This is a genomic window from Ignavibacteriales bacterium, assembly GCA_015709675.1.
Classification (GTDB): Bacteria; Bacteroidota; Ignavibacteria; order Ignavibacteriales; family Ignavibacteriaceae; genus H2-BAC3.
The window spans coordinates 1,821,015-1,833,258 of sequence record CP054182.1; the positions used below are offsets into that span (position 1 = coordinate 1,821,015).

The 12,244-nt window shown below is 45.7% G+C and carries 9 protein-coding genes; 5 read left to right on the forward strand and 4 right to left on the reverse strand.

The features are described 5' to 3' along the window. Window positions 1-46: 46 nt before the first annotated feature. The 4 genes from HRU80_06770 to HRU80_06785 form a co-directional block, all read right to left on the reverse strand. Complete coding sequence (locus tag HRU80_06770; GenBank protein QOJ28594.1) at window positions 47-1,384, reverse strand: sodium:alanine symporter family protein; 1,338 nt, start codon at window positions 1,382-1,384, stop codon at window positions 47-49. Between the two features lie 201 nt (window positions 1,385-1,585). Beyond that, window positions 1,586-2,791 carry an acetate kinase gene (locus tag HRU80_06775; protein ID QOJ28595.1) on the reverse strand — a complete coding sequence of 402 codons (1,206 nt, stop codon included), beginning with the start codon at window positions 2,789-2,791 and terminating at the stop codon, window positions 1,586-1,588. A 13-nt stretch (window positions 2,792-2,804) separates the two neighbouring features. Continuing rightward, the gene (locus HRU80_06780) at window positions 2,805-3,740 is read right to left on the reverse strand and encodes a 3-hydroxybutyryl-CoA dehydrogenase (GenBank protein ID QOJ28596.1); all 936 of its coding nucleotides are present in this window, start codon (window positions 3,738-3,740) and stop codon (window positions 2,805-2,807) included. Window positions 3,741-3,876: 136 nt separating this feature from the next. Beyond that, window positions 3,877-5,199, reverse strand: a complete 1,323-nt coding sequence (locus HRU80_06785; protein ID QOJ28597.1) for an MFS transporter — start codon at window positions 5,197-5,199, stop codon at window positions 3,877-3,879. Window positions 5,200-5,367: 168 nt separating this feature from the next. Here HRU80_06785 and HRU80_06790 point away from each other — a divergent pair, with 168 nt between their 5' ends. The 5 genes from HRU80_06790 (at window position 5,368) to HRU80_06810 (ending at window position 12,238) form a co-directional block, all read left to right on the forward strand. Beyond that, entirely contained in the window at window positions 5,368-6,066 is a 699-nt protein-coding gene (locus HRU80_06790) for a hypothetical protein (protein ID QOJ28598.1), read from the forward strand. Between the two features lie 489 nt (window positions 6,067-6,555). Further along, on the forward strand, window positions 6,556-9,153 hold the full coding sequence (gene mutS / locus HRU80_06795) for a DNA mismatch repair protein MutS (GenBank protein QOJ30480.1): 2,598 nt from the start codon (window positions 6,556-6,558) through the stop codon (window positions 9,151-9,153). Between the two features lie 8 nt (window positions 9,154-9,161). Beyond that, a complete protein-coding gene (locus HRU80_06800; GenBank protein ID QOJ28599.1) occupies window positions 9,162-9,788 on the forward strand; it encodes a DUF1684 domain-containing protein in 627 nt (208 codons plus the stop codon). Window positions 9,789-9,803: 15 nt separating this feature from the next. Further along, window positions 9,804-10,817 (forward strand): 3-deoxy-7-phosphoheptulonate synthase, encoded by a 1,014-nt coding sequence (aroF, locus tag HRU80_06805; GenBank protein QOJ28600.1) that lies wholly within the window; start codon window positions 9,804-9,806, stop codon window positions 10,815-10,817. Window positions 10,818-10,969: 152 nt separating this feature from the next. Beyond that, entirely contained in the window at window positions 10,970-12,238 is a 1,269-nt protein-coding gene (locus tag HRU80_06810; GenBank protein ID QOJ28601.1) for a toxin-antitoxin system YwqK family antitoxin, read from the forward strand. Window positions 12,239-12,244 lie beyond the last annotated feature (6 nt).

Genomic DNA, 12,244 nt, shown 5'->3' on the forward strand with positions numbered 1-12,244 from the left:
GCTGCATACCAGGAGGTAAACAGCCCAAATATATATAAACTAAATATTACATATCATCAAGTTTCCCCTCCCACAGGTATTTCTTTGTTTCAGCCACAATCACTCCTGAGAGCAGCAGCAATGCTGTCAGATTGGGGATAGCCATCAGTGCATTTGTGATATCCGCGAAGGTCCAGACCACAGGCAGTGAGAGCAGAGAGCCGACCAATACAAAGATTACCCAGAGAATCCGGTAGGGTTTTACGGCTTTAGAACCAGCTAAATACTCAATCGCTTTTTCTCCATAATAAGACCAGCCTATGATGGTAGAGAATACAAAAGTGAGCAAGCCAATAGTAAGGACAATTGAACCGATGACGGGAATTTCTTCAAAAGCAGCATGCGTAAGTTCTGCACCGCGAAGTCCGTTTGCCCACTCTCCTGAATTGACTACAACCACTCCGGTGATTAAACATACAACCACGGTATCCCAGAAAGTGCCGGTTGATGAGACCAGTGCCTGGCGGACTGGATTTTTAGTTTGTGCGGCTGCAGCTACGATTGGGGCGCTGCCAAGTCCTGATTCATTAGAGAAGAGTCCCCTTGCTATTCCCATTCTTATGGCCTCCTTCATAGTAGCTCCAAGGAAACCTCCTGTTACGGCTGTTCCGCTGAATGCTCCTTCAAAGATAAGACTGAGTGCATGAGGAATTTCCTGATAGTTCATTGCAAGAAGAACAAAGCAGCCCAGTACATAAAAGATAGCCATAAAGGGAACCAGTTTTTCACACCATTTCGCGATTGATTTTATACCGCCTATGATTACAACTCCGGTTAATGTTGCAAGAAAAATACCGGTTATATACGGAGGAATATTCATGGAAGTTTTTGCAAGTTCGGAGATGGAATTTGCCTGCACCATGTTCCCAATACCGAATGCGGTAACAGCAGTCAGGGCAGCAAAAATAATGCCCAGCCATTTCATATTTAGACCTCTCTCGAGTACATACATCGGGCCTCCGGCAAAGGATCCATCCTCTTTTGTGGTGCGGTATTTAACTGCAAGAAGCGCTTCGGAATACTTGGTCGCGATACCAAAAACACCGGTCAGCCACATCCAGAATACCGCCCCGGGACCTCCGGCTGCGATGGCAGTTGATACCCCCACAATGTTTCCGGTTCCGATGGTTGCCGCAAGAGCCGTAGTGAGTGCGCCGAATTGTGAAACATCACCGCTCCCTTCCTTCGACCTGCCGAGTGATAACTTAATGCCGGTCCATATATACCGCTGAATCAGTTTGAGCCGGAAGGTGAGAAAAACATGGGTGCCGAAGAGCAGAATAAGCATTGGCACACCCCACACAACGCTGTTGATTTCATTAAGAATGTTTTCAATAAACTCCATGCGGAATCCTTTTTATGTGCTGATGATGTGTTTCACTCTGGCATGGCACAGAAACCGTGACAGAAGTTCGAAAATTAGGATAAATTTATCAGGTAAAAAAGAAGTATCGGAAGAAAAACTGAAGGGCCGGCAGGCGGGTAAGTCGTCAGCCGTATATATTAGTCTGCCGCCGGAGGAGTGCTCCGGCGGCAGGGGAAAATGTTATTCCGCGGATTTCATCCTGGAGACGATATCGGCTGTGTCGAGAGCTATGACCAGTTCCTCATTCGTGGGGATTCTCAGAATCCTTGCCCGTGAGCCGTCAGCAGAAAGATCAATTTCTTTATTGGCGTTTTTAACGGGGTCAAGTTTCAATCCAAGGAACTCAAGATCAGCGCAGACTGCTTCGCGCACTTCTGCTGAATTCTCTCCGATACCACCGGTCAGCACAAATGCATCAAGCCCTCCCATTGCCGCTGCATAGGCTCCGATATATTTTTTAATGCGGTAACAGAAAAGATCAAAGGCAATCTTAGCCCTTTTGGTGCCTTCCTTCATACTGGAAACCACCTCACGCATATCACTTGCCTCACCGCTGATGCCGATCAAGCCGCTGTGTTTATTCAGCAGCGTATTGGCCTCAGAAAGAGAAAGTCCTTCTTTACCCATAATATACAGGATGACTGAAGGATCTACGTCACCGCTTCTGGTACCCATAAGCAGGCCTTCAAGCGGGGTGAAACCCATGGTGGTGTCAATAGACTCCCCATATTTTACTGCTGCCATGGAGCAGCCATTGCCAAGATGCGCGGTTACTATTTTCAGCTCACTCTGCGGTTTGCCGAGCATTTGTGCGGCAATTTCAGCCACATAGCGGTGTGATGTGCCGTGAAAACCGTATTTACGGATTTTATACTTACGGTAAAGTTCATAGGGTATGCCGTAGAGAAATGCTTCCGGCTTCATGTGCGCGTGAAATGAGGTATCAAACACGCCGCACTGAGGTGCTTCGGGAATGATTCGCTTTACCGCCTGAATACCTTTGATATTCGGGGGATTATGCAGCGGTGCAAGATCAATATTATCCTGAAGTACTTTTATCACTTCGTCGGTTATATATACCGACCCGCTGAATGCCTCGCCTCCGTGAACAACGCGGTGCCCCACGGCCTGAATGTCATCCTTATCATCCAGCACACCGTGATTTTTGCTGAGCAGCACTGCCAGCACATATTCAATGGCAACTGCATGATCAAGGATTTCACTGACCAGGCGGATTGAATCTCCGTCAGACCGTGTATGAGAAAGAACTGCATCAGTCATTCCGATGCGTTCAACAGCGCCCTTCGCAAGGGCATGGTGTGTGGCAGTATCAATAAACTGATATTTAATTGACGAACTGCCGCAGTTAAGAACCAGAACTTTCATTACTATTAAACTTTCAATTTGAGTGAACTATTTTGCCGTCATCATCATACTTGTAAAAACCTTCACCGGTTTTTTTGCCGAGTTTCATTTCGCGCACCAGTTTCCTCAGAATGGGGCAGGCGCGGTATCTCGGTTCGCCGAGGGTTTTCCAGAGTGTATCCATCCAGGCAAGCACTTCATCCAGCCCCATCATGTCAGCCATTTCAAGGGGGCCATACTGAAAGTTATAGCCAAGTTTCATTGCGGTATCAATATCTTTTGCCGAGGCAATTCCCTCAAGAAGGATATACATGGCTTCATTGAGGAGGGGAACAATGGCACGGGTGGTTACAAACCCCGGATATTCATAAACCTCTACTGCGGTTTTACCGATTCTCTTTGCAAAGTCACGGATGGTTTTTACGGTATAGTTTGAGGTTTTCAGACCTTTAACCAGTTCTACAAGGGGAACCTTGGGAACAGGATTCAGGAAGTGCATCCCGATGATTTTTTCCGGTCGTGAGGTTTCTTCCGCAAGTTTTGAAAGACTGAGCGTTGAAGTATTAGAAACGAAGATGGTTTCAGCTTTTGCTATTTTGTCAATCTTGCTGAAAATCTCTGCCTTCAGATCATAATCTTCGTCAACCGCTTCAATGATTACATCAGCATCAGCCAGGTCATTATAATCAACTGACCAGCGTATACGGCTCATGATAGCTTTTTTCTCTGACTGGGTCATTGCCCATCGTTTAATTTCCCGGTCAATAGAATCACCCAGCACTTCACTAGCGCGCAGAACGGTTTCTTCTGTTTTTTCAATGATAAGAACATCAAGCCCTGAAGCAGCAATAGTCTGGGCAATACCCTGCCCCATCAGTCCGCCGCCGATAATGGCAGCATGATTGATGATTTCCGTATCGCTTACACGGCTTTTCTTAATTAAATCTTCAAAATTAAATTTTTCTTCCATTCCAAATCCGAATTAAATACATATCATAATGTGCAAAAACCGTACCGCAAAAGAATCTGTTAAAAGGCTTCTAAAGCGGAAAAGTGTGATTGCTGATTCCTAAAACTGAAAAACAGCCGGAAATCCCCCTTTTTGATTACTTCTCTTGGCCGTGTGTTCCGTAACCGTAATATTTACCATAAAGAACCAGAGCCAGAGCAGAAACCAGACCGATTCCGGCGAAGATGACCCAGATCATATAAGCGCTGTCATAAGCAGTCAGTGCCTGTTCAGCAGTAAGCGTTGCGGGATCGGGACAATACATCGTGAGCAGATATCCCGATATACCAAACCCAAGAAGAGAAGCCAGGAATGAATGCAGATGACCGAAGCCAAGGTAAAGTCCTTCTTCTCCTTTTGGTGCCTGCAGAGAAAAGAACTCCAGATAACGGGGGCTGATGAAGCACTCTGCCAGTGCCTGAAATACGATACCGATGATCATCATAACAGTAACCGGATGCGCGGTGAAAAACCCTAGGATATTTATTAGATTTCCGGTAATTCCGGTCAGCCAGGGGCTTGCCGCCATAATCAGGGCAGATACCGGCATGATGAACATTCCCACGGTCATGGTGCTGAGCGCTGTGTATTTCTTCATAATTTTATTTACCACAATCACGAACGTCACAACCACCAGCGGGTTCACGTTTGCTATCCACTCCGGAGAGGCCGACTGTCCAACTAGGCGGATAACGTACTTCGGCATGGTTGCGTAAAGCTGATGGAAGATAATCCAGAAACCGGTTATTATAAGTATCAGCATCACTAGCCGGGTATTCTTAACCACCCTGAGCATTCCGTCCACTATTTCTTTTACGGATTTTTTATCGCTGCCGGAATCAACCCCCTTATAATAAAAGTACACTGCAATAAGCGCAATAAAACAGAGAGCCGCTGAATAATAATTAACCGCTTCAAGACCCAGCTCAAGCCGGATAGGATATGCAAAGGTTTTACCGAGGAAAGAGCCAACATTCACCATTGCATAAAATATTGAATAACCTCGTGCACGGTTTGCTGTATCGGTGGTTACAGCAACCGTTCCGGTTATGACCGATTTAATGAAGGAGCCCCCGAACATAACCAGTACCAATGAAGGAATGACGATTGCCTTATAAGGAAACAGCCCGAGAGAAAAATAACCAACTGCCAGCAGCGCAAAAGCCAGAAGCAGCGCCTTACGAAATCCTATTTTATCTGCATAGGCACCTGCAAAAGGAGGCAGGAAGTAAAGGCCTGCCGAGAACACTCCTCCTATCCAGGCAGCCCAGATGTCATTGAACCCGACGACATCGGTAAGGTAGAGGGTGATTCCGATAAAAATGGCGTAATAGGCAGAGCGTTCGAAGAGTTCAACAATATTTGCCGTCCAGAAGGAGGCGGGGAATTTAGTTTTTTCAGTTGCGGCAGTAGATGACATAACTTTCTAAAAATGGTAAAACATTCGGTTAAAATACCTATTTTACGGTAATATTCGGGAGGTTTAGAGGAAGTCTTTCTCCGGGGTCTGAACAAATTTGAATTTTTAACGGGCAGGGTGATGCCTGTTCGCGAATAATGCTTTATTAATCTTCTTGTGCAGGAAAACATGATTGATTTACGGAAGGATTATAATTCCCTCGGCGGAATGCTCGCCGATCTTGAGTTCGATAAAACGAGCTGGTTTATTGCCATTCATAACCTCATGCCGGTCATCGGAGTGCTCTTCTTTGGGTTTGACGCGATGAACATTGTATTTATATATATAACAGAAACGGTTATCATCGGGCTGCTGAATGTACCGAAGATTCTTCTTGCGCAGAAGAATCCGAATAATACCGCGGAATCGGCGCCTCCCGGCTCAATCGGGGGGAGAATATTTGTCACGGTATTTTTTTTGGTGCATTACAATATGTTTAATTTCGGGCAGATTCAGATTATCCTGCCGGCGCTCAGCTCATCCGCGGAGGGTATAGAAGGATTTATAAGCTACATCATTGAAAATGAGTTCATGCATTATGCTGTGCTGTCCATTGTGGTGACGCATACCGTGAGTCTCTGGTTTGATTATATCCAGCCGGGAGTGTATAAGGAAGCCAGTCCAGTACTGATGATGTTTATTCCATACCCAAGGATATTCATCCAGCAGTTTGTTGCCATATTCGGATCATTTTTGCTGCTGGCATTCGGCGCGCCTGTTCTGATGCTGGCATTGCTGCAGTTCCTGAAAATCGCAGTTGAGATTTTTACCCACCAGGTGCTGAAGAATGCTTCAAACAGGACGATGCTCTTTACACCTGCTGAGTGATCTTTGCATTTTTTTGGGGGGCTTGGCAGAAAAATTTTGCAGTAAATCCACGAGTGTGAGTGGTGGTTAATATGAATTTCGGCCAATGTACCACTCCTCCGTAGTCGGGAAGAGGGGTGAAGGCTTATGCGAATTTCTACCAATGTTCGACTCCTCCGGAGTCGGGAAGGGGGTGAGGGCTTATGCGAAGTTCTATCAATGTACGACTCCTCCGGAGTAGGGAAGGGGTGAAGGCTTATACGGAGTTCTACCAATGTACGACTCCTCCGGAGTTGGGAAGGGGGTGAAGGCTAATGCGAAGTTCTACCAATGTTCGACTCCTCCGGAGTAGGGAGGTTTATGCGAATTTCTGCCAGTATTCGACTCCTCAGGAGCAGGGCGTAAATTCATACTTCATGATTCATACTTCATACTTCAATTGAATTTGACCCATTTTAAAGGTACATTTGAGGTTTGTTTTAATGTAAGTCTATGAGTTCGACCCCTTTAATGCTTCAGTATCATAAGATCAAGGAGTCTCACCCTGACGCAGTTTTACTCTTCAGGATTGGTGACTTCTATGAGACTTTTGACGAGGATGCCAAAACCGCATCCCGTGTGCTGGGTATTACTCTGACCAGGCGGTCGAACGGAGCTGCCGGGGATGTTCCTCTAGCAGGTTTTCCGCATCATGCACTTGATACCTATCTGCCAAAGTTGGTCCGTGCCGGTCTCAGGGTTGCCATCTGCGAGCAGATGGAGGACCCCAAACAGGCTAAAGGTATTGTGAAAAGAGAAGTAACCGAAATGGTAACTCCCGGAGTTGCTTTCTCAGAAAAACTGCTCGATCACAAAAAAAATAATTACCTGCTTGCGGTGATGGTCAGCGGTGATATTGCCGGACTTTCCTTTTGCGATATCTCCACCGGGGAATATTATGCCTATGAAGTTCACAGGCAGGTTTTGCGCGATCAGATTGAACTGATCTCACCGGCTGAAATCCTCGCCCGCAAGGGGGATATTGAGATGATCAAATCACTCTATGCAGAAAGTGAAATCCCGGCCCGTTTTACCAAAATTGATGACTGGGTATACAATCAGGATTATGCATCGGAGCAGCTGCTGCTCCAATTTAAGACCGTGAGTCTTAAGGGCTTCGGCATTGAACACCTTACTGCCGGCCTCTCCGCGTCCGGAGTAATTATCCATTACCTCCGTGAGACGCAGAAGGCCAATCCCTCACATCTGAACAAGGTGCTTCTCTATAATCCATCTGATTATATGCAGCTTGACCGCTCAACCAAGAGAAACCTTGAGATTATCTATTCCATGCAGGATGGCAGCAGGGAAGGTACTCTGATCTCTATACTTGATAAAACGGAAACGCCTATGGGAGCCCGTCTTCTTAAAAGATGGGTAAGCGCCCCTTTGAGAAAACTTGAACCTATTTTGCAACGGCAAAATATTATTGAAGGATTTTACCATCAGAAAGAATTGCGCCTGGCAATCAGGGAAGACCTGAAGGAGATTGGCGATCTTGAACGTCTGACGTCAAAAATCTGCACCGGCAGAGCGACTCCGCGTGATCTTACTGCACTGAAGAACTCACTGGAGAAACTGCCCCATATAGCAGGCCGGCTGCTGCAGTCATCTGACAAGGCGATCTCTGCCATGAGCACGTCAATTCATGATTTAAAAGAACTTGCCAAAAAAATTGAAACCACACTGACCGATAATCCCCCTGCATCCATAGGCGAAGGCGGATATATACGCGCGGGATTCAGCCCGGAACTTGATGAACTGCGCGATCTTTCCTTCCACGGAAAGGACTGGATTGCCCGCCTGCAGAAAGATGAACGGGAACGCACCGGCATCGGCTCGCTTAAAGTAAGCTATAATAAGGTGTTTGGTTATTATATCGAAATCAGCAACGCCAATAAAGATAAGGTTCCCGCAGATTATATACGGAAACAAACATTAGTCAGCTCAGAGAGGTATATAACACCGGAACTGAAGGAATATGAGGATAAAATCCTTACCGCTGACGAAAAAATTGCCGAACTTGAGTATCAGCTGTTTAATGAACTCCGGATTGCCGCCGCATCATACTCAGAGAAAATTCAGTCAAACGCACAGGCAGTTGCCCGGATTGACTGCTATCTCTCCTTTGCTGAATGTGCAGAAGCATATAATTATGTGAAGCCGGAACTTGATGAAAGCGGCGTGCTTGAAATTGTTGAAGGGCGGCATCCGGTGGTTGAACGAATTCTGAAACCGGGAGAAAAATTCACGCCGAACTCCTGCCATCTGAATAATGAAGATGCACAGATAATCCTGCTAACCGGGCCGAACATGGCGGGTAAGTCAGTCTATCTAAGGCAGACCGGGTTAATTGTACTTCTGGCACAAATTGGTTCGTTTGTTCCGGCTAAAAAGGCACGGCTGGGAATAATTGACCGCATCTTTACCAGAGTCGGGGCATCGGATAATATATCAGCCGGTGAGAGTACTTTCCTTGTAGAGATGCAGGAAGCGGCAAATATTCTGAATAACGCAACCGCGCAGAGTCTTATACTTCTTGATGAGATAGGCAGGGGTACAAGCACTTTCGACGGATTGAGTATTGCCTGGGCAATAACTGAATACATTCATGAGAATAGTGAAATTGCGGCTAAGACGCTGTTTGCCACTCACTACCATGAAATAAATGAAATGGCAGAACTCTTTCCTCGTATAAAGAATTATAAGGTTGAAGTAATAGAACACGGAGACCGGGTAATATTCCTGCATAAGGTAAGTCCTGGCCAGGCAGACCATAGTTATGGCATTCAGGTAGCTCAGATGGCAGGCCTGCCGCGCTATGTGACCACCCGCGCCAAAGAAATACTTGCGAATCTTGAATCAAAAGAACTTACCCCGCATCTTGAAAAGAAGGAGCGCATCCGCAAAGCCGCAGAGCATCAGCATGACCTGCAGATGAGTCTTTTTGAGGTGAAGGATGACCGTCTGAGGAAGCGGATTGATGATCTGGAGATAAATTCTCTTACTCCGCTTGATGCACTTAATGAACTCTATGAGCTGAAAAAAAGTTTGAAAGAAAAAGAATGAACCTTTTTATGAAATCAGTAAAACTGATTAAATGGCCGGTTGTTCTGCTCCTGCTTTCTTTTACAGCAGGATGCGGTGACAAATATTCGGAAGAAGATAAAGCATACATTATGGAGATTGAACAGCACCGGACGAATAAGGATGCCGAGATGAAATCATCCCCGGGCTCTCCATTTGTGCAGGATACGGCAGCCCACTGGGCTCCTCTGAAATATTATCCGGTTGACCCGGCTTTTAAGTTTTATTCGGTCCTGAATGTTTATGAACAGCAGGATACGGTTGTTATTTTGGGTACCAAAGGAGAAGAAAGAAAATATCTTCGTTACGGATATTTTACCTGGAACTTCAGGAATAAAGAGTACCGGATGAATGTTTATAAAGGGAGATCACGCACCGGAGTTGAATATGCATCTCTCTGGTTCACTGATGAAACTACGGGGAACGAAACTTACGGCGTAGGGAGATATATAGATCTTGAACTGAATCCTGATGCAAATCATGAGTACACGATAGATTTTAATCTTGCCTATAATCCGTATTGTGCATACAGCAGCAGGTATTCCTGCGCTATTCCTCACAAAGAGGATTATCTTCCTCTTGCCATAGAGGCAGGGGAAAAGAAATTTCATGATTAGACAACGGAGTATGAATTGGTTGTAGTTCTCGAAAAGAACGCTACACAAGAGCAATTAGAAAATGTAATAAAACACCTTGAAGATTACGGCTTCGCGGTGCATAAATCCACCGGTGAAGAACAGATCGTGCTTGGTGCAATAGGTGTCCGTCCGGATTTTGATACCCGCAAAGTAAAACTGCTTGATGGTGTTTCAGAAGTTTACCGGATTACTGAACCCTTTAAACTTGCCAGCCGTGCTTTCCAGAAAGAAAACACGCTGATCAAAGTGAAGAATGTTGTATTAGGCGGCAGGGATGTCGTTGTGATGGCAGGCCCCTGTTCCATCGAAAGTGAAGAACAGATATTCAAACTTGCCGAGATAGTATCAAAAAATGGAGGAAAAATTTTACGCGGCGGAGCTTTTAAGCCGCGCTCATCACCCTATTCATTTCAGGGGCTTGGCGAGACCGGTCTTGAACTGATGCGCAAGGCGGCAGATGCTCATAACTTAGTAATGGTCACTGAAATTCTTGAACCGGCGCAGATTTCACTTATTGGCAAATATACCGATATCTTTCAGGTCGGAGCAAGGAATATGCAGAACTTTTCTCTTCTGAAGGAACTTGGCAAGGTTGGCAAGCCGGTACTGCTTAAACGAGGACTTTCAGGCACCATCGAAGAACTGCTCATGTCTGCCGAGTATATACTCTCAGGAGGCAATAAAGAAGTAATCCTTTGTGAGCGGGGCATACGCACCTTCGAAACCTATACACGCAACACCTTTGATCTCTCGGCCATACCGGTGGTACAGAAGAGAAGCCATCTGCCAATAATAGCTGATCCTTCACATGCTGTAGGGCTGCGTGATAAGGTGATTCCGCTTGCGCGTGCTGCAGTGGCTGCCGGCGCTGATGGTCTTATGGTTGAGGTGCATCATGAACCGGAAAAGGCGCTCTCAGACGGACCGCAGGCGCTCCTTCCTTCACAGTTCGCTGAACTGATGAGTCAGATAAGGAAAATTGCTGAAGTAATTGGCCGTACCATTTAAGAGCGGTACCGTTAACCTGTGCTTTTTGTGCCCTGTTTTCCCGCAGGGCATCTCGTATTTTCAGACGTCCAAAGTAATTGCGGACCATTCCCTCATCAACGGAGATTTTTTCAATATATAAACTGTTTTTTTTCATTTCAGTATTCTGCCTTATGCTCTCAGCTCAGGAGACGGAGATCAGGAAAACGTATCATCCCAACGGCATGATTCAGTCCCAGGGGGAGTATCTTGACGGTAAGCTGCATGGTTCTTATCTTGAGTTTTTCCCAAGCGGCCGTCTCTGGAAAGAGTGGCAGTTCAGTCAGGGGCTCGAGGACGGCCCATCCTACTGGTATTTTGAAAACGGGCTTTTAAGCATTGCCTGGAATTATGTTCAGGGGAGAAAGGAAGGCATCTCAAAATGGTATTATGAGACCGGGGAACTCTGGGCTGAACAGACATATCTTATGGGAGTGCTGGATGGTATCACCAAAACCTACTACAAATCCGGCGAACTGCAGGGGGAGTGGTATTTTGTTAACGGACTTCTTGAAGGTGTTTCTGTTACCTATTTCCAGAAAGGGGGAAAAGAAGTTGAGCGAAATTTTTTCCGCGGAAGAATGAACGGCAGGGCGCTGGTATATCATGAGAACGGAAGAGTTGCCATTGAGGCATATTATCTGAATGACCGTCTTGAGGGGGAAGCGTATTTTTATGATTCCGGCGGTGATATCCGCGTGAAAGATTTATACCGGAGCGGAGAAATATCGGAACGTATCCGTTACGATGCATTCGGAAAAAAACTTGATTTCGAAAAATATGAGAGAGCTTTCAGTTTTGACGGAGTCCTGCAAAGTGAGTTTTTTTACCGAAACGGGAAGAAAGAGAATCTCGGCAAGAACTATAATCAGGCAGGATTTCTTACAGAGGAGTGGTCCTATAAAAATGATACCCTGAGCGGAACTTCAAACTTTTATCAGGAGGGGTATCTGATTCGCAGTACTGATTACCGCGGAGGAATGAAGCAGGGAATGGAAAAAGAATTTTTCCCTGACGGCGGACTCAAAAGTGAAGTCTATTATGAGCAGGGAAAAAAACACGGCATTATGTTCACCTTCTATCCATCAGGCGGGTTCGAGTATGTATATACGTACCGTGATGATGAGATTGAGGGGGAAGTGAAGAAATATTATGAGTCCGGCATGATGGAGTATCAATATTTCGTGAAGGGGGGGCTGATTGAAGGCATCAAAACCGAGTTCCATACTAACGGACGAATTAAAAAAGAAGAAACTTATATAAACGGCCGTCTGAACGGATTCATTAAGGAATATTTCAGAAACGGCGCTCTTAAACGTGAAGATTATTACAGAGACGATCAGCTTGCCACAAGCAAATTTTATGATGAAGACGGCAATCTGATCTCCTCTTACGGCTATTAATAATGT

Excerpts from the sequence above, each read along its gene's own strand:
- HRU80_06770 (QOJ28594.1), bottom strand. The coding sequence starts at position 1,384 with ATGGAGTTTATTGAAAACATTCTTAATGAAATCAACAGCGTTGTGTGG.
- HRU80_06775 (QOJ28595.1), bottom strand. The coding sequence starts at position 2,791 with ATGAAAGTTCTGGTTCTTAACTGCGGCAGTTCGTCAATTAAATATCAG.
- HRU80_06780 (QOJ28596.1), bottom strand. The coding sequence starts at position 3,740 with ATGGAAGAAAAATTTAATTTTGAAGATTTAATTAAGAAAAGCCGTGTA.
- HRU80_06785 (QOJ28597.1), bottom strand. The coding sequence starts at position 5,199 with ATGTCATCTACTGCCGCAACTGAAAAAACTAAATTCCCCGCCTCCTTC.
- HRU80_06790 (QOJ28598.1), top strand. The coding sequence starts at position 5,368 with ATGATTGATTTACGGAAGGATTATAATTCCCTCGGCGGAATGCTCGCC.
- mutS (QOJ30480.1), top strand. The coding sequence starts at position 6,556 with ATGCTTCAGTATCATAAGATCAAGGAGTCTCACCCTGACGCAGTTTTA.
- HRU80_06800 (QOJ28599.1), top strand. The coding sequence starts at position 9,162 with ATGAAATCAGTAAAACTGATTAAATGGCCGGTTGTTCTGCTCCTGCTT.
- HRU80_06810 (QOJ28601.1), top strand. The coding sequence starts at position 10,970 with ATGCTCTCAGCTCAGGAGACGGAGATCAGGAAAACGTATCATCCCAAC.